The 24,828-nt window shown below is 73.5% G+C and carries 10 protein-coding genes; 7 read left to right on the top strand and 3 right to left on the bottom strand.

Going from position 1 to position 24,828, the window contains the following annotated elements:
• Positions 1–161: 161 nt before the first annotated feature.
• From ACZ4QV_RS24250 to ACZ4QV_RS24240, 3 genes are read left to right on the top strand one after another with little or no spacing between them, the layout of a single operon-like run.
• The gene (locus tag ACZ4QV_RS24250; RefSeq protein ID WP_361142737.1) at positions 162–773 is read left to right on the top strand and encodes a sigma-70 family RNA polymerase sigma factor; all 612 of its coding nucleotides are present in this window, start codon (positions 162–164) and stop codon (positions 771–773) included.
• Entirely contained in the window at positions 770–2,512 is a 1,743-nt protein-coding gene (locus ACZ4QV_RS24245) for a hypothetical protein (RefSeq protein WP_361588257.1), read from the top strand. The genes ACZ4QV_RS24250 and ACZ4QV_RS24245 overlap by 4 nt, the downstream gene beginning before the upstream one ends.
• On the top strand, positions 2,509–7,254 hold the full coding sequence (locus ACZ4QV_RS24240) for an FtsK/SpoIIIE domain-containing protein (RefSeq protein WP_361588255.1): 4,746 nt from the start codon (positions 2,509–2,511) through the stop codon (positions 7,252–7,254). Before ACZ4QV_RS24245 ends, ACZ4QV_RS24240 begins: the two co-directional genes overlap by 4 nt.
• Positions 7,255–7,335: 81 nt before the next feature.
• Here the strand turns inward: ACZ4QV_RS24240 and ACZ4QV_RS24235 are convergent, their stop codons facing one another.
• Both ACZ4QV_RS24235 and ACZ4QV_RS24230 read right to left on the bottom strand, forming a co-directional pair.
• Positions 7,336–7,644, bottom strand: coding sequence for a hypothetical protein (locus tag ACZ4QV_RS24235; protein ID WP_030020961.1), 309 nt, complete (start codon positions 7,642–7,644; stop codon positions 7,336–7,338).
• Positions 7,645–7,723: 79 nt separating this feature from the next.
• Positions 7,724–8,734 (bottom strand): hypothetical protein, encoded by a 1,011-nt coding sequence (locus ACZ4QV_RS24230; protein ID WP_361142729.1) that lies wholly within the window; start codon positions 8,732–8,734, stop codon positions 7,724–7,726.
• A gap of 234 nt (positions 8,735–8,968) precedes the next feature.
• On the opposite strand from ACZ4QV_RS24230, the gene ACZ4QV_RS24225 reads away from it, so the two are divergent.
• The 3 genes from ACZ4QV_RS24225 (at position 8,969) to ACZ4QV_RS24215 (ending at position 22,178) form a co-directional block, all read left to right on the top strand.
• Positions 8,969–18,301 (top strand): putative T7SS-secreted protein, encoded by a 9,333-nt coding sequence (locus tag ACZ4QV_RS24225; RefSeq protein WP_361588253.1) that lies wholly within the window; start codon positions 8,969–8,971, stop codon positions 18,299–18,301.
• Positions 18,298–21,132 carry a right-handed parallel beta-helix repeat-containing protein gene (locus ACZ4QV_RS24220; protein WP_361588251.1) on the top strand — a complete coding sequence of 945 codons (2,835 nt, stop codon included), beginning with the start codon at positions 18,298–18,300 and terminating at the stop codon, positions 21,130–21,132. The genes ACZ4QV_RS24225 and ACZ4QV_RS24220 overlap by 4 nt, the downstream gene beginning before the upstream one ends.
• Before the next feature lie 68 nt (positions 21,133–21,200).
• Positions 21,201–22,178 (top strand): hypothetical protein, encoded by a 978-nt coding sequence (locus ACZ4QV_RS24215; protein WP_361142720.1) that lies wholly within the window; start codon positions 21,201–21,203, stop codon positions 22,176–22,178.
• A 95-nt stretch (positions 22,179–22,273) separates the two neighbouring features.
• Here ACZ4QV_RS24215 and ACZ4QV_RS24210 read toward each other — a convergent pair whose 3' ends face one another.
• The gene (locus tag ACZ4QV_RS24210) at positions 22,274–23,197 is read right to left on the bottom strand and encodes a hypothetical protein (RefSeq protein ID WP_361142717.1); all 924 of its coding nucleotides are present in this window, start codon (positions 23,195–23,197) and stop codon (positions 22,274–22,276) included.
• Positions 23,198–23,462: 265 nt separating this feature from the next.
• On the opposite strand from ACZ4QV_RS24210, the gene ACZ4QV_RS24205 reads away from it, so the two are divergent.
• Positions 23,463–24,275: a S1 family peptidase gene (locus ACZ4QV_RS24205; protein WP_361588249.1), complete on the top strand. Its 813-nt coding sequence runs from the start codon at positions 23,463–23,465 to the stop codon at positions 24,273–24,275.
• The last annotated feature ends 553 nt before the right edge of the window (positions 24,276–24,828 follow it).

Below are 24,828 nucleotides of genomic sequence, written 5' to 3'. Positions count from 1 at the left end.
CCTGGGGGCCGGCGGGATGCGGCGGTGGGCGCCGGTCCCCGCCCGGGGCGCTTTGCCGCGGTCCGTGACGGCTGATTAGGGTGTGGTCCGTGGTCGTAGCAACCACCCGCCCCGGTCGGCCCGCGGACCGGCGACCCGAAATCCCCTGAGGCAGCACAGCGATGACCGAACCGGCGATACCGGCCCGGGGCCCCGCCGCCGCGCCGGGACGCCCAGCGCCGGTCTCCGCGCCGTCCGCCCGGCCCCTCACCGAGGAGCGCATCACGGCCCTCGTACTGTCGTACCGCCAAACGCTGTTACGGTACGTCACCGGCCTGCTGCCCGCCGACCCGCAGCGCGCGGAGGACGTCGTCCAGGAGACGCTGCTGCGTGCCTGGCTGGAGAGCGACCTCTCCCGTGCGGGGAGCCGCCGGCGCGAGGCCGGGTGGGAACCCGGTCTGCCCTGGCTGTTCAGGGTCGCCCGCAACGTCGTGATCGACTGGAGCCGGCGCGACAGCTCCCGGCCGGCGGTACCGACCGGACTGCCGCCGGAGACGGCCGGCCCGGCGGACGAGGTCGCGCGCGTCGTGGAGCGGACGCACGTCGTCGAGTTGCTCGCCCAACTGTCCCGCCCCCATCGAGAGGTTCTGGTGTACACATACCTGCTCGGCTGTTCCGGACCCGACACGGCGCACGCGCTGGGCATACCGCCCGGCACGGTCAAGTCCCGGCTGCACCACGCGATGCACCACCTGCGGCGGGCCGCCGCCCCCGACGCCCGGGACCGCGGATGAGCGGCCCGGGCCGTATCGCGCCGCCGGGAACGGCGGCCGTCGTGGCACCGGCGCAGTCCCCGGTGCCGCTGGCCCTCGGTATGCCGGACCGCACTTCCTGGCTGATCCTCATCGGCTTCCTCGTCGTCCTGATCCTGCTCGTCTGGCTGCTCGCCCGGACCGTGCGCAAGCAGGGCGGCCTCCGCCGCACCTGCCGCCGGATCGCCTGGGAGGTCCGGATGACCGCGCGGGCGTTCACCGCGCCGCTCCGCGCCTACCTGCGGCACCGGCGCTGCGCCCGGACCCTGGCGGCGTTCTTCGCCGACCCGGCCGCGTACGAGGTGTCCCGCGCGGCGCTCGACCGCGCGGACGCGGACGCGGGCGACGACTGCTACGCGCCGACCGTCCAACTGGCCCAGGCCGGGGACCGGGTGCACGTCGTCGTCGCCGGCCGCGACCCGGCCGGTGCCGCAGGACCGGTTCTGCCGTGGACGGACGCGGCCGCGGAACCGGGGGAGTGGACCTGGTCGGCGCCCGCCGAAGCGGTACGGGGGTCGTCGGCGGCGCACGGACGCGCCGTACGGCTGCCGCTCGTCCTCGGCGTGGACCGCAAGTCGACGGGCGTGGTGCTCGTCGACTGGCTGCGCGGCCCCGCGGCGCTGGGCGTCGAAGGCGACCCGCGGGTGTCCCGCAGCGTGCTCCAGGCGCTGACGGCCCAGGTGGACCGGATGCCGGACGGGCCGCCGGTCCTGGTGGCGCACGGCGTGCACCCGCGTTTCCCGGGCCGCCCGCTGGACGAGATCCTCACCGAACTGTCCGCTGACCGGTGGACGGACCCGGAGCACGGAGTGCAGCAGGGACCGCGAACCGTGGACGTGACGGCGGTCCCGGTGGTCGTCTGCTGGACGCCCACGGCCGACCAGGCGGCACGGCTGGCGGAGCTGTGCGCACGGGGACGCGTCCGCGCGCTCGTCGGCGGGCGCCTGCCGGGCGCCTGCTGGGTGCTGCACGCCGAGCCGGACGGGCGGCTGCTCGGCCCCGGGCCGCGGGTGGACGTGGAGTCGCCCGCACTCGGCGGCGCCGTGGCCCGCACCGTACGGCGCAGGCAGCCCGCGCCGCACTGCGTCCTGCCGGGCGCCGGAGCGGGCACGGGCACGGGGGCGAATCCGGTTACGGGCATGGGGCCGGGCGCCGGTCACGGCGGTCCCGCCGGGCCCGTACACGAACCGGGCTCCGCCAAGCCGGACCTGCACAAGCCCGCGTCCGCCCCGGCTCCCGCCGAGCCGGTGTGGGAAGAGACGGCCGTGCTTCCGCCGTCCGCGCAGCCCGCCCAGCCCGCCCCGGCCCCTTGGCCCGCCGCGCCGCCCGCGCGCGGTGACCACGGAGGCGGCGCCCACCAGGGCGCAGCACCCCGCGAAACCGCCGCTTTCGACGCCGACTTCGCCGAGCCCGAGCCGGGCGCCCCCGCTCCGGCCGCCGCTCCCGGGGCGGCGCCCGCACCCGTACCCGCGCAGCGGCCGGACGCCCCCGGCGCCCGCCCGGCGGCAACCGGCTCCCCGGCCGGAGCCCAGCCCGAACCCGACACCGGCCACGACACCGGCTCCGGCGCCGACTTCGCGGAGCCGGACCTGGCCGAGCCCCGGGCCGCCGCCGCGCCGCCCGGCCTGGCCGGGGTGTCCGCCGCCTCCGGCACCCGCGGCGCCTCCGACGCCGACTCCGACCCCGCCGATCCTCAGGAACGGACCCCTCGTACCCCGTGAGACTCTTCGTCACCCTCGCTCCGGCCGCTCCGGCCCGGCCCGGCTCCCCGCAGCCCGCCCCCGAGCGGCGCGACCTGGTTCTGCACACCCCGGGCACGACCACCGTCGGCGCCCTGTCCGCGCGTCTCGCCGGTGACCACGCCACCGGCGACACGCCCCCCGCCCTCTTCCTCGGCGACCGTGAACTCCCCGCCGACCTGCCGGTGTCCGCCACCGGCATCCGCGACGGCGCGACGATCGGCATCGGCGGCCCCGTACCGCCCGAGCCGGACGGCGGCTACGGCCCCGACCGCACCGAGCTGCCGCCCCCGTCCCGCTCCGCCGACGGCGAGCGGCTGCCGCGCGCGCCCCGCGTGGAACTCCAGCTGATCGGCGGCCGGGGCGCCGGGCGGGTCTGGCCGCTGGACCTCGGTACGCACACCATCGGCCCGGCAGCGGGCAGTTCGGTACGGCTCCAGGGCCGCGACGTGCCCGGCGCCGGCATCCGGATCACCGTCCGCCCGGACGGCACGGTGCTGCTGGACGCCGGTTCGGCGGCCGCCCGCCCGTCCGCCGACCGCACGGCGGCGCACAGCAGCGGGCAGACGCCCGGCCACCGCACCGACGTGGCCCTGTCGGTGCCCGAGCCGCCGCCCGCCCGGCCCCGGGCGGACGCGACCCCGCTGCCGCCCCCGCCGCCGCCCGAGCTGCCCGACCCGTACGCCGACACCCACCTGCCGGTCCCCGAGGGCTGGGCGGAGTGGCCGCTCGGCGGTGAGCTGCGGCTGGGCGAGTTCCTGCTGCGGATCGCCGAGCCCACCGAGGCGGACGCCGCGGTGACGGCCTCCGAGGACGGCGCCCACCTGGACTTCAACCGGCCGCCGCGGATCGTCCCGCCGCTGGTGCCGGAGCGGTTCACGCTGCCCTCACCGCCCGCGCCGCCGCCCCGGCGCACCATCCCGCTGCTGGTGGTGATCGCGCCGATGTTCATGGGCATCGGCATGGTCGTCTTCCTGCACTCGTACTTCTACCTGATGTTCGCGTTCTTCAGCCCGGTGCTCGCCATCGGCAACTACATCAGCTCCCGGCGCAGCGGCTGGCGCGACTTCCTCACCTCGGTCGCCAACTACCGCGCCCGGCGCGCCTCGCTGGAGGACGACGTCAAGGGCATGGTGGAGCGCGAGCGCGGCCTGCGGGTCGCGGCCGGGCCCGACCCGGCCGCCGCCGGCATGTGGGCCGTCGGCCCCGGCGCCCGGCTGTGGGAACGCCGCCGCGGCCACCCCGACCACCTGCTGCTGCGGGTCGGCACCGTCCGCCAGGCGTCGCTGCTGACCATCGAGGACAGCTCCCGCGAGGACAACCACCGCTCGGTGAACTGGCAGATCCCCGACATGCCGATCGGCGTGGACCTGTGCGGGGACGGCGTCATCGGCATCTCGGGCGAGACCGACGCGGCCCGTGCCCTGGCCCGCTGGACGGTGGCGCAGGCCGCGGTCCTGCACAGCCCCCGTGACGTACGGATCACCGTGCTCACCGACGCGGCGGGCGCGCCCGCCTGGGAGTGGGTGCGCTGGCTGCCGCACGCCCGCCCCGGCGAGGGCGGCGTCGCCGCGCCGCCCACCGGCGGGCCCACCGTGACCGTCGGCAACGACCCGGAGACGGTCGCCAACCGGGTCTCCGAACTGGTCTCCGCGATCCGCTCCCGGGCCCGTTCCCGGGAGTCCGCGATGGGCGGCGCGCTGCTCGCCGAGCCCGACCTCGTCGTGGTGCTGGACGGCGCCCGGCGGCTGCGGGACGTGCCCGGTGTGGTGCAGGTGCTCAAGGAGGGCCCGTCCGTACGGGTCTTCCTGATCTGCCTCGACCAGGAGGAGCGGATGCTCCCCGAGGAGTGCGTCACCGTCTGCACGGTCGGCGCCCGCGAGGTGACGCTGCGCCGTACCGGCAGCGCCGACCTCACCGGCATCCGTCCCGACCTGGTGGACACCGGCTGGTGCGAGCGGATCGCCCGCGCCCTGGCCCCCGTACGCGACGTCACCCCGGACGGCTCCGACGGCCTGCCGGACCGCGTCAAGCTGCTGGACCTGCTGGGCCTGGAGCCGCCGCAGGCCGCCGAACTGGCCGCCCGCTGGACCAAGCGCCCGGCCTCCACCGGCGTCCTGCTGGGCGCCGGCTACACCGGACCGGTCACCTTCGACCTGGTCAAGGACGGCCCGCACGGCCTCATCGCGGGCACCACCGGCGCCGGCAAGTCCGAACTCCTCCAGACGCTGGTGGCCTCCCTGGCGGCGGTCAACCGGCCGGACGAGATGACGTTCGTGCTCGTCGACTACAAGGGCGGCAGCGCCTTCGCGGGCTGCGAGAAGCTGCCGCACGTGCTGGGCATGGTCACCGACCTGGACAGCCACCTGGTCGAGCGGGCCCTGACCTCGCTGACCGCCGAACTGACCCGCCGCGAACGCCTCCTGGCCGACGCGGGCGCCAAGGACCACACCGAGTACCGGGCGATGCGCCGCCGCGACCCCGCGATGCCGCCGTTGCCGAGGCTGCTGCTCATCATCGACGAGTTCGCCACCCTCGCCCGCGACGTGCCCGAGTTCGTCCCCGGGCTGGTCGGCATCGCCCAGCGCGGCCGTTCACTCGGCCTGCACCTGCTGCTCGCCACCCAGCGTCCGGCCGGTGTGGTCACCGCCGACATCCGCGCCAACACCAACCTGCGGATCTCGCTGCGGGTCACCGACGCCCTCGACAGCCAGGACGTCCTGGAGGTCAACGACGCGGTGAGCATCTCCAGCGACACCCCGGGCCGCGCCCTGGCCCGGATCGGGCACCGCTCGGTGCTGCCGTTCCAGACGGCCTTCGTCGGCGCCGTACGCGACGGCGCGCAGGCCGCGCCCCAGGACACCGGGGACGGCGGGCAGGGCGCGCAGCCGCAGTCCGACGCCGACGTGTGGACCAGCGAACTCACCTGGTCGCTGCTGGGCCGTACGGCCGCCGAACCCGTCGAGGAAACCACGGATCTCTTCGACGCCATCCAGGAGGCGATGGACGACCGCGACGCGCCCACCGACCTGACGGCCCTGGTCGACGCGGTCCAGCAGGCCGCCGCCGACCTGGAGATCGAGCGGCAGCCCAGCCCCTGGCTGCCCGCGCTGCCGCACGCCGTCAGCCTGGCCGAACTCCCCGACCGGCCCGACCCGGCCGACGGGCGTCTCGCGCCGGTCGTCTGGGGTCTGGCCGACCTGCCGGGCGCCCAGCGCCAGGAGCCCCTGGAGCTGGACCTCACCCGCTTCGGGCACCTGTACGTGCTGGGCACCCCGCGCTCCGGCCGCTCCCAGGTCCTGCGCACCATCGGCGGTGCCCTGGCCCGGCGGCACTCCAGCGCCGACGTGCACCTGTACGGCATCGACGCGGCCGGCGGCGCCCTGTCGCCGCTGTCCGCGCTGCCGCACTGCGGCGCCGTCGTACCGCGCGCCGACCTGGAACGGCTGGGCCGCCTGCTGTCCCGCCTGACCGCCGAGATGAGCGCCCGCCAGGAACTGCTCACCTCGCACGGCGCGGCCAACCTCACCGAGCTGCGTGCCTTCCTGCCGCCCGCCGAGCGCCCCGCCCACATCGTCGTCCTGATCGACGGCTGGGACTCGCTGGCCGCCCTGCTCAACGACCACGACGGCGGCCGCCCGGTCCAGGAGCTGACCTCGCTGATCCGCGAGGGCGCGCCGATGGGCCTGCACGTCATCGCCACGTCCGAACGCGCGCTGATGACCGGCAAGGTCGCCTCGCTCAACGACGAGCGGCTGCTGCTGCGGCTGACCGACCGCAACGAGTACAGCCTGGCGGGCATCCCGCCGAAGCAGGTGCCGGCCGTCGTCCCGCAGGGCCGCGGCTGGCGTGGCGGCAGTGCCACCGAGGTGCAGGTCGCGCTGCTCGGCGAGCGTACGGAAGGGCCGGTCACCGGCCGGGACCAGGCCGAGGCGCTCAAGCGCATCGGTGAACGGGCCGAACAGCGTGACCGGGACGTGCCCGCCGCACGCCGCCCCGCGCGCGTGCTCAGCCTGCCGCGTCAGGTCTCCTTCACCGACGCGTACGACAAGGTCCCGGCCGCCGACCGGCGCCCGCTGTGGGGCCTGCTCGGCGTCGGCGGCGACGAACTGGGCGCCATCGGCGTGGACTTCGCGGCCGACGCGCCGTCCTTCCTCGTCAGCGGCCCGCCCGGCAGCGGCCGGTCCACCGCGCTCACCACGCTCGCGGTGTCGCTGCTGGCCGGCGGCACCCGGGTGGTCGCGCTCACCCCGCGCGAATCGCCGCTGCGGGGCCTGGCCCGGCACCCGCGCGCCGTGGTCATCCAGGACCCGGACCCGCTGGCCGACGAGGTGACCGCGGCGCTCAACGCCGAACCGGGCCCCGCCGTGATCCTGGTCGACGACGCCGACCTGCTCGCCCAACTGCCCGCGGCCGACGCGGCGCTGCGCGAGGTCGCCACCACCGGGCGGGACCGCGGCATCGGCCTGGTCGCCGCCGCCACCGCCGAGACGCTGACCTCGGTGGGCATCGGCTGGCTCGGCCTCGTACGGCGGGTGCGCAAGGGCGTGCTGCTGTCGCCGCAGTCGCCGAGCGAGGGCGACATCCTCGGCGTACGGGTGCCGTACGACCTGCTGCGCGGCCGTCCGACGCCGGGCCGCGGCCTGACCGTCGACCCGGTCAGCGGCGCGCTGGTGTCGGTGCTGGTGCCGGAGACGGTGCTGCGCGACGGCGACGCGGGCTGACCCGCCGCAGGGCGCACACGACGGTGCCCCGCCACCGGACCTCTCGTCCGGCGGCGGGGCACCGTCGTGCGGTGCGGAAGGTCAGCCGGCCTTCTTGGTGCCCGCCGCGATGTCCGCGTCCATCTTCTCGATGTTGTTCTTGATCTGGTTGAACTGGTTGGCGAAGGAGTTGATGCTCTCCACGGCCTTCTGCAGCGACGCGGTGAGGTTGGTGTACGACTCCTTCAGCGCCGGGCTGCTCTGCTGCATGAACATGCCGTTGTCCAGCAGGCCCTCGACGGAGGTCTTGGTGCTCAGCAGCAGCGGGTTGATGTCGTTGACGGCCTGGTTCATCACGCCGGAGACGCGCTGGATCTCGTTGTAGTCGATGTTGATGTTGCCTGCGGGCATGGTGCTGGCTCCCTGAATCGCTGTGATGGGTGGAGATCCGGACGGGGTCCGGGGTGCGGCGGGCCGGAGGGACGGGCCGTCAGTCGTCGGACTTCTTCGGCTTCCAGCCGGTGTCCCCTTCGGCGTCGTCGCTCGTCCACTCCTCCGTCTTGCCGTCGGTCACCACGGTCTTGGTGCCGCTGCCGTCCTCGTTGACCTCGATGGTGGTGGTCACCTCGCGGCCGTTGAGTTCCACGGAGGAGTGGGTCGTGCCTTTCACCGTCTGCTCGTTGCCGTCCTCGTCGGGACCGACGGTGGTGTAGGTGGTCTTGGTGTCCCGGTGACCGGTCTTCTGGTCGGTGACCGAGGTGGTGGTGCCGGTGGTGGTGCTCTCGTTGCCCTCGGTGTCCTTCGTCTTGCTCTTGAAGTCGTCCGTGGTGGTCTTGTGCTCCGGCGTCTCGGTCTTCGTGGACGTGCCGGTGGTGTTCGTGACGTTGCCGAAGACGTCCGTCGACTTCGAGTCGTACGTACCGTCGTCGTGGTAGTTCGTGGTGTCGGTCGCCTTCAGGCCGGTCTTGGTCTCCATGGTCGTGGTGACCTTCGTCGGCTCGCCGTCCGGCCCGTACTCGTACGTCGTCGTGGTCTTGTTGCCGTGCCCGTCGTCGGTGGTCCACTCGTGGGGACGCTCACCGGGCTTCTCGGGCTCCTTCGGCAGCAGCTTCGGGTCGAGGTCCGGGTGCTCCTTCTTGGCCTTCTCGACCGCCTCGTGCCACGCGTTCCACTCCTTGTCGCGGGCCTTCCACAGGTCGGAGGAGATCTGGGCGCTCTGCTTGGCCGCCTTGTTGGCCAGGTCGAAGTCCCAGTCGGCCCACTTCTTCGCGACGCCCTCGTAGAGGTTCTTGAGCTTCTCCAGCTTCTCTTCCGAGCGCTTGAAGGAACCTTTCCACGTCGCGTAGTACTTGCGGATCGCCGCGACGGCCACCCGGGAGCCGACCTCGTCGACCGAGTACTCCTGCTTGCTCTCGCGGGCCTGCTTGACCTCGTCCTTCAGCTTGCCGGACTTCTGCGCGACATCGTTGAGCAGCTCGTAGTCAACGGCTATGTCGGACACGGTCGCACCCCTCGCGCGGTTCGGAGATCACTTCACGTCTCACATGGTCACACGCACGGGAAAGCGGAACGGTTCACCCCTGATCCGCGGAAGCGGCCCGAAGTGATGTCGTTCACACAGTGAACCGATCGCCCCGCCGATACGTGAACGTAGGTGTGGTGTCCCATGATCCCGCTGCGCGGAACGCGCCGGTCGTGACACCTGTGAACGGTCTGCTGCACGAAGGGAAGAGGCTTGGCTACGCGTCCCGGTGACTGGGGGGCCCTCGGTCTCGACGGCGACCCGACCCCGGGTGACGCCGCCGCCATCACCACCATCGCCGACGCGATGCGCGACCTCGCCACGCACGCGGGCACCATCAACAACGGCCTCAAGGCGCTCCAGCAGACCGCCGGTGACGGCCAGCGCTTCATCGGCAAGACCGCCGACCAACTGCGCGACATGGTCGACGACCACCTGCACAACTTCGTCGGCCATGTGTCGGACTCCTTCCATCAGGCCGAGGCGGCGCTGCGCAAGTACGCCACCGCCGTCACCGACGCGCAGGCCGACGCCGACGCGGCACTGACCGCCGCCCAGGGACTGGACGAGGACGACCCGCAGCTCCAGACCCACAAGGACCGGGCCGACGACGCGAAGTCCGCCCTCAGCTCCGCGGCGAGCACCCTGGACAAGTCGCTGACCTCGGCCGGGTCGCTGATGGTCCAGCCGGTCAGCGACTGCGACCTGTTCTGGGAAGCCTTCCAGTGGCTGACCATCATCCTCTCGGTCATCGCCATCTTCACCGGCGGCGTGCTCGCCATCCTCGCCTGGGGCATGAACGCGGTCCTGCTGATCAAGACCATCGTCGACTTCAGCCAGGGCAAGGCCAGCGGCCTGGAGCTCGGCCTGGCCTTCCTCGGCGTGCTCTTCCCCACCACCAAGGCGCTGCCGGTCGGCTCCATCCTCAAGGGCCTGGGCAGCGTCCTCAAGGGCGGCGTCGAGGGCATCGCGGGCGCCGGGAAGAACATCATCAAGGAGATCGGCCACTTCTCCTCGCTGCACAACATGCCGAAGATCGTGGTGGCGCCGATCGTGCTCGGCATCCACGCGGCCCCCGCCTTCAACGTCGTCAACGGCGTGAAGGGCCTCGGCAACCTCGCCAAGGGCGGCTGGGAGTCGCTGGTCAAGACCGTTTCCAAGGACTGGGTGGATGTCACCAAGGGCATCACCGGGGACTGGAACAAGCTCGGCGCGTACGCGAAGGTGAACTTCGAGCGGCTCGGCCGGGCGGGCATCGCCACCGTCGTGCCCCTGGACTTCACCGAGATGGGCGTGCTGGGCTTCGGCGGCGCCGCGCGGCTCGCCTTCGCCGAGCGCGTGCTGGGCATCAAGCAGCCGGACCTGCACCAGTTGCTGGCCAACGCGGGACGTACGGACGCGGCGCTGGCCAAGGGCGCCCCCACCGGTGACTTCGGCGCGCTGGCGCCGTTCCGGCCCGTCGGCGGGAACGGTGTGCACTTCGTGCCCGGCAGCTTCGTGGACCTGTCGGCCCTGCACTTCGTCCCCGGCGGCTTCCACGGCGTGTTCTTCCCCGGGGTGCACATCCCCTCCGTGTCACCGGGCGGGCTCACCAAGTTCCCGGGCGCCCTCGTCCCGAACAACATCGGCGGGCTCCACCTGGACGGGCTGGGCGCGTTCCGGCCCGGCGGCCTGGGGACGTTCAACGTCAACGGTGTCGGCAACCTGACCCCCAACGGCATCGGTTCCTTCGGACCCGGCGGACTGAACCTCAACGTCCCCGGCAACCTGGGCGGGTTCGGGGTCAAGGGCCTGGGGAACGTCCCGCACGTCGGCGTGAACATGCCGAACGGGGTCACCGTGCCGCAGGGGATCACCGTGCCGAACGGAATCACCGTGCCGCACACCGGTGTGAACACGCCGCACGGCATCACCGTGCCCAGCGGCTCCCTCACGCACACCGGCGCGCACTTCGACCAGCCCGGCCTGATCGCCACCCCCGACCTGCACATGCCGGGCATGACCACGCTCGACAACGGCCTGAGCGTCCCGGACGTGCACGGCGCCGGTGCCACCCAGCTCATCCAGCAGACGGACTTCGCGGCCGGCCAGGTCCGTATGGACAACAACCTGCTGCTGAACGCCGACACCGCCATCGACCTGCTCAAGGACGCCCACGGGTCGTCCTCCGTCCTCGGCCACGTGCCGGAGAGCACCAGCGTCCACGTCCCCGAGACCTCGTTCGAGAACACCTTCGTCCACGGCATCGGCGACGGTCACTCCATGGCCCGCGGCGCGATCGGGCACGGCGAGGCACTGGAGGACATGACCTTCCCCGAGCTGACCGCGCTGGCCAACGGCGACGTCGCGGTGACCGCCTTCCACGGGGACGGCATCAGCTTCCGCATCGGTGAAGCGCCCCCTCGTACGATCACCGCCGACCACCTGGCGGCCACGGCGCCCGGCACGCCCGTCACGACGGCCCCCCAGAACCTGACGGGCAACCTGGCGGGCACGCAGCACGTACCCGGCGGCGCCACGCAGATGCCGGGAGTGCACGGCGGTGCGGAAACGATCCGGCCGACGGGCGTCGGGGCGCAGGGCGATGTCCCGCTCATCGCGGGCGCGGTGCCTCCGCCCCGCGACCTGGCCAAGGCACCCGCCGACGTACCGGCGTCGGTCGGAGCCAACGACCCGGTGCGACTGAAGACTCCGGACTTCAAGGCCGACAAGACACCCGGCACCGGCGCGGGCGCCACGGCCAAGGCGACGCCCCAACCCGTCGTCAACGAACACGACATGGCGATGAGCCTGCTGGACACCGGCGACCGCAAGCCGGTCCCGTCCGCCGGCCACAGCGCCACCTCGAACAGCCCCTCCGGGGTGTCCGCCCTCCCGGACCTGGACGGTGCCGGCGCCCGCGGCGCCACCGGCCCCGCGGACCACAGCGTCCTCGACCTGATCGCCCACCCGGGCGGCCCGGCGAAGGCGGAGAACGAGGCCGCGGCCGGCGTACCGGCCGCCGTGAAGGCCACCGACAGCGCGCCCGCCCCGACGCCCGTACCCGCGCCGAAGGCCGAGACACCCACCCCCGCGCCCGGGGCGAAGGAACCCGGCACCGTCACCGCGCCCCCCGGCAGCCGCTTCGGCGGTTTCTCCGGCGCCGCGGCCATGAACCACCGTCTGCGCGTCCGCAACGACCTGATCCTGGGCGGCTCGGTCGGCCCGGAGGCCGGGGCCAAACTCAACGCGTGGGCCGGGTACGAGAACGCGCTGTCGCAGCTCGGCAAGGCGGAGCGCAAGGTGGACGAGCTGGCGCCGCCGCCCGGCGTGACCGCCGGCGAGCCCTCGCCCGCGCTGGCCGAGGCCCTGGACGACCTGGGCGTCCAGCGCGCCGAGGTGGCCAAGGCGGAGGCCAAGCTGGACGAGCTGGGCATCGACGCCGCGCGCACCCGCACCCAGATCAACGCCCTCACCGGCGGCATCTTCGGTGAACACGGCCTCGGTGGCGGACCGCGGCCGCACCCGCAGCCGGAGACGCAGGCGGTCCCGTCCGTGGACAAGGGCAAGGGCACGGCGGACCTCGCGGACACCGAGCCGGTGCCGCCCGTGGACAAGGGCAAGGGCACAGCGGGCTCCACGGACTTCGAGCCGGTCCCGCATGTCGACAAGGGCGAGGCGGACTTCGAGCCGGTCCCGACGATCGACAAGGGCAAGGGCAGGGCGGACTTCGAGCCGGTCCCGACGATCGACAAGGGCAAGGCCAAGGCCGACTTCGCCGACTCCGCGGACTTCGGGCCCGTCCCGGAGACGCACGTCCCGCGGCCCCCGGCGCAGGACCGGCTCGGCCACGCCCCCGGTTCCGGCATCGGCGAGCGGGCCGCGGCCCGGCACGAGATCGTCACCGGTGGCGCGAGCGGGCCGGAGGCCGAGCTGCGGCTCGGTGCCTGGGAGCGGTACGAGCAGGCCTCGGCCGACCTGGCCCGTGCCCAGGGCAAGGCGGACGCACTGGCGCCCACGGCGGACCGGCCCGGCCCGTCCCAGCCGTCCGCGGCGGCCGTCGACGCGCTCGCCGACCTGGACGTCAAGCGCGCCGAGTTCCACGATGCCGAGGCCCGCCTCGGCGAACTGGACATGGACCCGAACGCGATACGGCGGCAGATCGACGACGCCAACCACGCGATCGCCGTCGACCGCGCGCAGCGCGGCGAGTACGTCGGCCCGCTCGGCGGCGCGCCCGACCCGCACGGCGGCGACCCGCTGCCGCTCGGGCCGCACGACTGGTCCCCCGACCCACGGGCGCCGCACGCCCTGTGGCCCGAGCCCGGCACCCACGCGGCGGGCCGCACCATGGTCAACCAGTCCTTCCGCGACCTGCCGTTCGCGGGCCACCAGCCGCTCACGGGAGGCGACTACCTGAGCTGGATGCGGTCGAGCACGGGGGAGGGCCGGCCGCTGTCCTACGTGGTCAACACCATCGTCTCGTACAGCGAACTCGGGGGCGGCAAGCTCCAGGACTTCCTCAACTCGATCACCCGCGGCCTGGAGGGCTACGACGGCCGCCTCGGCGTGGTGATCGGCGTCAACGGCAAGCTGGAGGACCTCGCCGCCATCCACCGCGCGATGGACGACGCCCTCGCCTCCACGCACTTCGACCACCCGCTGGCGATGGTGGCCACCACCTTCTACGGCGAGAATTTCCCGTACGGCACCATGCGCAACCTCACCATGACCAGCCCGGCGGCCCGGTCGATGGCGCACTCGATGATGCACGGCGGCGGGGCGGGCGGCCCCAGCCACCCGTACTGGGCCTTCATGGACTTCGACGTGTACGAGCACACCGTCCCCAGCGGCCGGCACGTCTTCGACCACTTCGACCGGGAGCTGAACCTCGGCGAGGGCGGCGCCGTGGACGACTGGGCCAAGAATCTCCCCGACGACACGGGGCCCGCGGCGAAGGTGTCCGACGACTCCGTGACGGTGCCGGGCGTCCCCGACACCCCGCCGCTGCGCCCGCTGGTGATGACCGGCGGCTACCGGGTGCCGGGGAAGACCGGCGAGACGGTGATCGTCGACGGCGTCGCGGTGGACCGCTCGGCCGAGGAATTGATCAAGGCGACCAAGACCCGCGGCGACACCCCCGACGGGATGGTCTTCACCCAGCAGGACGTGGACAAGTTCGCGTCCGTCGTCGACTCCGACATGCGCATCCGCGCCAAGATGGCCGACTGGCACGGACTGCTGCCGTACGGGCCCGAGCCGAACCTCTTCGTGGACGCCGCCGTCACCATGGTGGACGACGTACCGCTGGCCGCGGGCCCCTGGCGGCCGGTCCGGTTCGGCGGCGGCACCGGCGAGTACAAGGGCCTGCGGGAGCGCCTGAACCACTTCCACGCCTGGGAACTGGACCAGACCCTGCCGGACGTGCCGGGCAACGCGGTCGCGCGGGAGATCGCCGCCGCCAACTCCGCGCTGCCCGACCGCGGCACCGCGTTCGTCGCCGACTTCGTGAACGGCGCGGTCCCCACCGACCTGTCCCGCCTGATGGCCGGCTACTACAAGCACGGCAAGGCCGGCGGCGTCGGCAACATGCCGCAGGAGCACCTGACCCCGAAGAACGTGGTGGAGCACGTCTTCGCCCGGGACACCTTCGACCTGGACCCGAGCCTGTCGCGGGCCAAGGACGACACGAAGATCGCCAAGCTGCGCGAAGAGCTGCTGAAGGGGAAGTCACCGGAGCAGGGCTTCCGGGACGACCCGCTGAAGCCCGTCGGCATCGACGGACGGCCCCCCGAGCTCAACGAACCTCCCCGGGCCACCCTCGACCGGCTGGGCGCCGGACTGGGCGGCGACTCCAACACCCTCGGCCTGAACATCTCCATCCGCGTACCCGGCCGGCCGGACGGGCTCGTGGTGGGCATCGTGCCGGCGGACAAACGGTTCCTCAGCCATGCGCTGATCACCGCCACCGAGGAGGGGACGTACAAGCGGCTGCACAACTACGTGATCGCCGATCTGCTGCCCCACGGCGGCCTGCCGAACGACTCGCTGCTGCGCGCCCTCCCGGAGCCGCCCCCGGCCTCCGCCGGCGCCAAGGGCGGCCGGATCACGCCCGGCGCGATCCCGGACGCCCGGACGCTGCTGACGCAGGTGCAGCGGCAGATGGGCAAGAACGGCTTCGAGGACCTGGTCAACGACACCTTCACGCGGGGCCTCGACGGCCGCGCGCTGACCGTCGGGCTGGTCAGCGGACGCCTGGGCCCGGACGTGTCGGACATCGGCCCGATCGAGCGGATCGTGCTGGACCGCTACGCCCAGGCGCTCAACCGTCCCTTGGAGATCCGGGGCGCGGACGGCTCCGTCCACACGGTCGACCTCACGGCCCGCAAGCCGGGCCCGCCGCTGTACGTGACCTGGGTCCCGGGCCACGGCGGCCCGCACTCCGGGCACTGGGACGTGAGCAACGCGGCGCCGCCCCCGCCCGCTCCCGCGCCCGCGCGGCTCGGCTTCGAGCCCGGCTCCGGAATCGGCGAGCGGTCCGCGGTCCGGCACGACATCGTCACCGGTGGCGCGGGCGGGGTGGAGGCCGACCTGCGGCTCGGTGCCTGGGAACAGTACGAGCGGGCGTCGGCCGACCTGGCGCGTGCCGAGAACAAGGTGGACGAGCTGGTGCCCGAGGCAGGGCAGCCCGGCCCGTCCCAGCCGTCCGCCGCGGCCACCGGCGCCCTCGACGACCTGGGCGTCAAGCGCGCCGAGTTCGCCAAGGCGGAGACCCGCCTGGACGAGCTGGGCATGGACCCGAACGCCATCCAGCGGCAGATCGACGACGCCAACCACGCGATCGCCGTCGACCGCGCGCAGCGTGGCGAGTACGTCGGCCCGCTCGGCGGCGCGCCGTCCCGGCACACCAACCTGACCCAGGCGTTCGACGACCTGGAGGTGGCCGGCGGCTCGTCCGCGCACCACGTCGACGACCTGGAGATGACGGAAGCCCCCGGCCCCGTCGGCGCGGGCGACGACGCGGCCCCGACCCCGCACGGCGACGGGCCGACGGGCGGCACGGGACCGTACGGCGACCTGGGCCACGGCGGCCCGCCGACCGCCGGACCGCTGCCGCGCGACCTGGCATGGCAGCAGGACGTCCCCAACCTCGGCAACCAGGTCACCCGCGGCGACATCACCGTCAACGGCGCCTTCCAGCGGCTGCCCGGATTCGGCCAGCGCCCGCTGACACCGGACCAGTACACCAACTGGATCCACGCCAGCCTGGACCAGCAGCTCCCGATGGCGTACGTGGTGAACACCGTCGTCCGGCACAGCGACATCGCCGGGGAAGCGGGACGCCGGCGGCTGCGGGACTTCCTCACGGCGATCACCACCGACCCGCGCGGCGAATACCGGGGCAGGTTCGCGGTGGTGATCGGGGTGAACGGCCGTACGAACGAGATGGCGGCGGTCAACGCCGCGGTCCGCGACGTGCTCGACGGACTGGACGACGTGCCCTACCCGGTGGCCGCGGTCGGCATCGGCTGGACCGGCGGCAGGGACAACTTCCCCTACGGAACCATCCGCAACGTCACCATGACCAGCCCGCCGAGCCGGTACCTGACGCGCTCGATGATGTACGACCCGCACCAGCCGGCGCACCCGTACTTCTCCTTCATGGACTTCGACACCTACCAGCGGCTCGTACCCACCGGCGACCACGTCTTCCAGCACTTCGTCAAGGAGTTCGCGATGGGCGGCGACGGCATCCCGCCGCTGCGCCCGCTGTCCATGTCCGGCGGTTACCGCCTGCCCGAGGGGCAGGTGCCGGGCGCCGACACCGCCCAGCTCATCGAGGACACCAACGTCCGCCTGGCCAAGGAGCACGCCAAGGCCGTGGCCAAGGGCAAGGAGGTCGGACCGCTGCGCACGGTCTCCGCGGCCGACCTGCCCGCCTTCGACACCGCCGTCCGCGCGGACATGCGGGCCCGCACCCGCCTGGCCGGTATCCACCCGCAGTTGCCGTACTCGCCCGAACCCAACCTCTTCACCGACGCCGCCGCGACCCTGCTGGACCGGGTCGGCCCCGGCTGGCAGCCCATCAGGTTCAGCGCCGGCAAGAGCGAGTTCAACGGCCTGGCCGAGACCCTGAACTCCTTCAACGCCTGGGAACTCGACCGCACCCTGCCGGTACTGGACCGCTCGGCCTTTCCCGGCGACTCCCTCGTCCACCGGCTCACCGACCGGGAGATCGAGGCCGTCGCCCAGCGCCCGTACGACCGGACGTACGGCGCCGACATCGAGACACCGACGGCCGGACAGATCGACGCCGTACGGCAGCGGCTGGCCGCCCGCGGACCGGGCGGCGGCAGCGACGGACCGCTCAGTACACCGGAGATCGACGCGGTCAGCCGGCTGCTCACCCCCGGGGAACTGAACGCCATCGCGACCCGGCAGGCGGAACGGCTGATCGCCGCGCACACCAACACACTGCCGGACCGCGGCGTACCCTTCGTGGCCGACTTCGAGGGCGCGGCCACCCCCACCGACCTGTCCCGGATGATGGAGGGCCTGTTCGGAGACCGGCCCGCGCTGCCGCAGGACCACAACGACGTCCGGCAGGCGATGGGCCGGATGTTCGGCCGCGACTCGTTCACGGACGTCGACCCCCAGACGTCCAGGAGGGTCAAGAGCGGCCTGCACTGGGCCGAGCGCCGGGACGACCACCTGACGAAGAACTCCGCCACCGGACTCTCCAGCGACCCGCTGGCACCCGTCGACCCGGGACGCGGCAGGACCCACTCGCCACGGGACCTCGTCAACGGACTCGACGGCCTGGGGGCCGACGGCAACACCCTCGGTTTCAACGTCTCCGCGCCCATCCCGGGCGACACGGGCCTCTCGCTGCGGGCGGGCGTGCCGCTGAACGACAAGGCGTTCGCGAGCCTGGCGGCGGCGACGCACCCCGAGCCGGCCGCGTTCATGCGCAACCTGCACCTCGTCGTCGCCGGATACCCGCCGGTGCACTCGCCGCCCCGGTCCCTGTTCCACGCCCTGGAGAACGCCGCCGACGGCACCGGCACGCCGGGCCACACCCCCGGCAACCTGCTCGACGCCGTGGAGCAGTACCTCAGGAGCAAGCCCAAGGGCATCAAGGACCCCGTCGTCAAGCTGGTGCTGGCCGAGGCGGACCGGGCCGGCACGGGTTCCCGCGACCTGTTCGCCACCCTGGCGACCGGGCGGCTCGACCCGCACGGCTCGTTCGCCGCCGGCTCGCCGGCCGAACTCTCGGTACGGCTCTACGCCCAGGGACTGGGCGCCCGCATCCGCATCATCGACGAGGACGGCATGGTGGTGCACGAGGCCGCACCGGGCACGACGGGCGCGCGGACCCGCCCCCGCCCCGGCCTCGACTTCCGCTGGGAACCGGACCCCGATGGCGGCTGGCACTGGACCGTACGGGAGTCTGACGACATGGAGGAGCCGGCCGACCAGCCGGTCAAGCGTCCCCGCAAGGGCAAGGGGCGCGCCGTCAGGAACCTCCGGCCGGACGACGAGGACACGACCATGGGCGACGCATGACCACCGCAGAACACCCGGACACCGGGACGGTCCACACAGTCGCCGCCGGGCACCCGGCGGCGCACGCCACCCTGGGCGCCGCTCTGCACGCGGCCGCGCCCGGCGACGAGATCCGCATCGCGCCCGGCACCTACGAGGAAGTCCTGCGGATCGACCGCGACGTCGTCCTGCGCGCACACGGCGGCACGGTCACCCTCGCCGCCCCCGGCGGCACCACACCGGCGCTCGAAGTGCTGCCCGGCGCCCGGCTGACGCTCGACGGCCTGACCGTGCGCGGCGGCGCCGCCGACCGGCCCGCCGTCCTGCTGTCCGGCGGCGTCACCCACTGGCACGGCGGCGGCACCGACCGCGGACGCCTGGAGGTGCTGCGCGAGGCCGCGCTCACCATGACCGGTGCCCGCCTGACCGGCGCGGCCCTGGCCGGGGCGCTGATCCGTACCATCGGCGCGGTCCGCCTCACCGACTGCGTCCTCGAAGGCGCCCAGGGCACCGGCGTGGTCGTGGGCGGCGACTCCCGTCTGGAGCTGACCGGCACCCGGATCAAGGGGGCCACCGGCTCCGGAGTGCGGGTCCGCGAGGACGCGCACATCGTGCTGCGCGACTGCCTCATCGACGGCGCGGGCCGCAGTGGTCTGCTGTTCGAGGACCGGTCGGCGGCCCTGCTCGTCGACTGCCGCATCCGCGACTGCGGCGGTGAGGCCGTACGGGTGCTGGACTCCTCGCCGGTGCCGCGCGACGGCGACCCGTACGAAGCCGCCGACGGGCAGATCCCGGCGCGGGCCGGCGGCGGACTGCTGCTGTACGGCTGCGAGCTGACCGGCGCGGGCGCGGACGCCCTGCACGTCGCCGGGTCCGGCGACGCCGTGCTCGACGGCTGTGTGCTGCGCGACGGCGGTGGCGCCGGCGCCACCGCGGGGGAGCGGGCCCGCGTACGGCTGGCCGACACCCGGATCGTACGGACCACCGCCGCCGCCCTGACGGCCCACGGCACGGCCCGCCTGGAGGCACGTGGCACGACCGTACGCGGCTCGTCGGCCAACGGCGTGCTCGCCACCGGCTCCGCCACCGTCTCCCTGACCGACAGCGAAGTGACGGACTGCCGCTTCAGCGCCGTGCACGCCGGTGGCGACGCCGAACTGACGCTGACCCGGCTGCGCGCCGGAACCACCCCCGAACACGGACTGCACGCCGTCGCCGACAGCCGCCTCACCCTCACCGAGGTGCACCTCACCGACTGCGGCATGTCCGGCCTGGACCTGTCCGGTGAGGCCGCCGCCGAAGCGGCCGAACTGTCCGTCGTCCGCTGCCGCAACGGCGTCGTCGCCGCCTCCGGCGGCACCGTGCGCCTGACCGGCTGCACGGTCACCGACGCCGAACGCGCCGGACTCACCTTCGGCGGCGGCGACGCGGAACTGACCGGCGGCCGCGTCCTGCGCGCCGGCACCGCCGGACTGGTCTTCCAAGGCGGCGCCACCGTACGGGCCGCGGACGTGGACATCACCGAAGCGGCCGGCTCCGGCATGGTGGTGGCGGCCGGCGCCACGCCCGACGTCCGTGCCGTACGGATCGTCCGCCCCGGCAAGAACGGTCTGATCGTCGACGCCAAGGGTGCCGGCTCCTTCGAGGACTGCGAGATCACCGGGCCCGGCTTCCCCGCCGTCCACCTCGGCGAGGCGGCCGCACCCGCCCTGACCCGGGTCCGCGTCCAGGACGCCGAGGCCGACCTGAGCACCGAGGACGGCGCCGCGCCGACGGTGCGCGACTGTGTGTCCTGGCGGGTCCAGGACGCGCAGTGGCCCGCGCCCTTCGCGCCCGTCCCGGCCACCGCCGCGGCCGCCGCGAGCGGCGCGCAGTCCGCCGGCGCACCGACCGGGGACGGCACCACGACCACGGTCCCGCCCACCGAGGCCGACCTCGACGACCTCCTCGGCGAACTGCACGAGCTGATCGGCCTGGAACGCGTCAAGCAGGACGTCGCCTCTCTCGTCAAGCTGATGCGCATGGTCCAGCGCCGCGAAGCGGCCGGGCTGGCCGCGCCGCCGCTCAGCCGCCACCTGGTCTTCGCGGGCAACCCCGGCACCGGCAAGACCACCGTCGCCCGACTCTACGGCCGCATCCTGGCCGCCGTCGGCCTGCTGGAGAAGGGCCACCTCGTCGAGGCGGACCGCTCCGCGCTGGTCGGCGAGTACGTCGGCCACACCGGCCCGAAGACCCAGCGGGTCTTCATGGAGGCGATGGGCGGCGTGCTGTTCATCGACGAGGCGTACTCGCTGGCGCCCGCCCATGCCACCGGCGGCAACGACTTCGCCCAGGAGGCCATCGCCACCCTCGTGAAGCTGATGGAGGACCACCGCGACGCGGTCGTCGTCATCGTCGCCGGATACCCGGTCGAGATGGAGCACTTCATCGACTCCAACCCCGGCCTCGCCTCCCGCTTCAACCGCACCCTGCTGTTCGAGGACTACGGCACCGAGGACCTGGTGCGGATCGTCGAACAGCACGCCTCGGCCCACCAGTACGAACTCACCGACGCGGCACGCGACACCCTCGTCGGCTACTTCGACCACGTCCCGCGCGACGGCCGGTTCGGCAACGGGCGCTCCGCCCGGCAGACGTTCCAGGCGATGACCGAACGCCAGGCGTACCGCGTCGCGGAGAACGACGCCCCGTCCGAGGCGGACCTGCGGACACTCTCCGAACTGGACGTCCCGGAACTGGAGCTGCCGCGGCAGGACCTGCCGCAGGCGGAGCCGCCCGGCGGCACCGCCGGACCGCAGGCACCGCCGCAGCCGTACCCGTCCGGCCCCGGCGGGCCCGTCCAGCGGGCCTGACCAGCGTCCCGCCGGGCCCGGTCCGGTTCCGGTCCGACACCCCCGACCATCCCCAGGAGGAACCCCCGTTGTCACAGCCGAACAAGAGCGCCGGACCGGACCGCTCCGGCGCATCCGACCCGTCCCGGTCCGGTTTCGCGGAAGCCTTCTCCAAGGGCGCGCGCACACCGAAGCGCGGCCTGGCACCCGGGCGCCGGGTGTGGAAGACGGCGCTCGGTCTGCCCGTCCTGGCCGGGGTCGGCGTGGGCGCGGTGGCGCTCGCCACCCTCGGCGTCTCCCAGGTGCGCTTCGGCGACGGCCAGGAGCAGGCCGTCGCCGCCAAGCAGCCGCAGCAGACGAAGACCGGCAACCCGCTGCCGTCGGCCAAGCCCGGCAAGGCACCCGGCGCGACACCGGACGACAAGAAGCCCGACCCGGCCGCGCCGGGGGCGGAGAAGACCCCGGCCGGCACTCCCACCCCCAAGAAGACCCCGAAGTCCGAGCCCAAGAAGCCCGACCCGCCGAAGGTCAAGGGCGCCAACGCCAAGGTCACGTACGAGGGCATCGCGGGCCCCGGCTGCCCGACGCCCCCGCGCGGCGGCTACCACCAGGCCGGCGTCCACGGCGAGGTCGGCGTGGGCTGGTACGGGCTCAGCGGCGGCAGCACCCGCGACGGCGGCTGCAGCGGCCAGTTCACGTCCGTACCGATGTCCGGCGACCCGAACAAGGACACCGACAACAACATCATGTGGTGGTGGGAGCCGGGCCCGGAGTCCCGTAGCTGCCAGGTGCAGATCTACGTCCCCTGGGGCCCCAGCGAGCGTGACGTCCAGGGCAGCCCGACCCACTACCAGGTGCTTACCGACCCCTTCAACGCGGGCACCAAGGTCGGGGACTTCGCCATCGACCAGGTCGCCCACCGGGGCAGCTGGCAGACGGTCGGCACCTTCCCGGTCCGCCAGAACAAGATCGGCGTCAAGCTGATGGACCGCGGCGACAACCACTCGCCGGGCCGGGACCGCGCCCACCACGGGGCCGGGGCCGCGAAGGTGGTCTGCCACGGCTGAGGCGGGGTGAGACCGGCCTTCGGGCAGGGGGCCGCCGCCGTGCTGCCGGGGGACCGTTGCGAGCTGCCAGGTGCCAGCAGGGCCGCCGGGTGCGGCTACGTGTCGCACTCCAGCTCCGTACGGCACAGCCCGCAGCGGGCCCGCAGCCGGCCGCGCACCGGGACGCGGATGCGCTGGTGGCACGTCGGGCAGGGGAAGGACACGCGCAGCGGCGCACTTCCCTCGAAGGCGTAGCCGCCGGCCGGTGTGCGGCTGTCGGGCCGGCCGGCGCGCCGCGGGTCCTGGGCCGCGCGCCGGGCTCCGGCGTAGCGGCGGCGGCCCGCCCAGCCGGCCGCGGCCAGCGGCGGCTGCTGCGCGTCGCGGCGGGCCAGCGCCATGCCCGCCTTGTAGGCGTCGTACGCCTGCGGGCTGGTGAACCACGGCGCCGGGTCCTCGCCGAAGAGCAGCGCGCGCTTGGCGAGGACGTAACCGAACTCCTCCGGCGTCAGGTAGCCCAGCTTCTGCGAGAACGGCCCGTGCTCGCGGTACGCGTCCAGAAGCAGCCAGCCCGCCCCCAGGTAGGTGGTAGCGGTGTCGGTGAGGATCTCATTGGCGCGGGTGCCGGGGAAGGACAGGTCGAGGCGGTGCAGATAGACGTGCATCACCTCGTGGGCGAGGGCGGCGCCGATGTCCCGGCGGTGTGTCTTGAAGCGGCTGTTCAGCTCGACGAAGTACTCGGGGCCCGCGGTCAGTTCGACGTTGGCCGCGAGGGTCATGTCGCGGAAGGCGACGATCACCCGCGCGTCGGGCAGCCGCAGGTGCTGCACCATGGCGCGGGCCACCCGCTGCGCGCCCGCGTACAGCTCTTCGCCGTCGTCGAAGGCGACTTCGGCGGGCGGCACGCTCGTGTCGAAGGTGCGCACCGTGTCGTACGACAGGCGCTTGTAGAGCGCGGTGACGGCCGCGCGCACCGTGTCCAGGTGCGGATAGCCGTGCTCGATGTCACCGCCGGAACTGCCCGGACTTCCCGTCGCCGCCACACGGCCACTGTACGTCTCGCCGGGAACGTCCGGTATGGGCGGCAGGCGACATGGGTAGAACAGGAGTTGGTCAGATGTACACCCTTGCCACTGTGATCGCCGAGTCCACATAATCCAAGGGCGCTTTGCGGGCTCATCCCCCACTGGGTCCGGACGCCTTGCGGCGTGCTGCCGACTTTCGCGCACGTTCTACGGCGGTCCTTTCCGGTTCTCGCGTTGGCATGGGCCTGACATCGGCGTGCAACCCCCCACGAAAGGAAGCCCGTTGCGAAGCCAGCTGAAGAACCTGAAGAGAGCCACCGCCACCGCGGCCGTCGCCCTCGCGGCCGTCAGCCTCCAGCCCGCCGCCGCCAACGCCGCGCCCACCCCCACGCCGCAGCCCGACGGCATCCACACCAAGATCGTCGGCGGCACCAAGGCGAGCCAGGACGAATTCCCGTTCATGGTCCGGCTGTCGATGGGCTGCGGCGGCGCCCTCTACGCCAAGGACGTCGTGCTCACCGCCGCCCACTGCGTCGACGGCAGCGGTCCCAACACCTCCATCACGGCCACCGCGGGCGTCGTCGACCTGGAGGACTCCAAGGCCGTCAGCGTCAAGTCCACCGAGGTCCTCCAGGCCCCCGGCTACAACGGCAAGGGCAAGGACTGGGCGCTCATCAAGCTCGCCAAGCCCATCGACCTGCCGACCCTGAAGATCGCCACCGATGACAAGCTCACCACCGGCGAGTTCGACATAGCCGGCTGGGGCGCCGACAAGGAGGGCGGCCAGCAGCAGCGCTACCTCCTCAAGGCCAAGGTCCCCTTCGTCGACGACGCCACCTGCAAGAAGGCGTACGGCGACCAGCTCACCCCCGGCGAGGAGATCTGCGCCGGGAAGCTGGACACCGGCGGCACCGACACCTGCCAGGGCGACTCCGGCGGCCCGATGTTCCGCAAGGACGAGGCCGGCCAGTGGCTCCAGGTCGGCATCGTCAGCTGGGGCGAGGGCTGCGCCCGCCCCGGCAAGCCCGGCGTTTACACCGAGGTGAGCACCTTCGCCGCGGACATCAAGAAGGCGGCTGAGGGGCTGGCGGGCTGAGGTCCGGGTGACTGGCCGTGCGGCTGTGCGGTCGTGCGGCCGTGCGGTCGTCCGGCGGGTTGAGGCCCGACGGATGGTGGTCTGGCGGACTGAGGTTCGGTCGGCTGACCGTGCGGCTGTGCGGCTGTGCGGCCGTGCGGCCGTGCGGCGGGCTGGGGTCCGGCGGTCCGGCGGTCCGGCGGTGTGGCTGTCTGGCGGGCTGAGGTTCGGTCGGTTGGGAGGCCGGAGGGCTGACGGTCCGGCCGACCGACGGTTCGGCCAACTGACGGCCCGGCCGGCCGAGGGGCCGGCGGGCTGAGGCATCGGCGGGCTGGGGGATCGGCCGGCTGAGGGCCGCCACCATGCAGCTCGGAGGCCGCGTCCCGGTGCCGGACGGCAACGGGGCGCGGTCGCGCTTTTCGGCGCCGGGGCCAACGGGTTCTGGCGTGGGCCTGCCGGACCTGCCGGACCTGCCGGGCCTAGGCCGTTTCCTTCAGATCATCGGATCGTTGGTTGATGTGTGTCGTTGACTGACGCCCAATGGGCACGCATCGAGCCGTTGCTGCCGGATCGG

It is taken from the genome of Streptomyces sp. NPDC026394 (genome assembly GCF_055567735.1).
The sequence above is the reverse complement of the archived record's forward strand: the minus strand, read 5'-3'. Positions and strand labels throughout refer to the sequence as shown.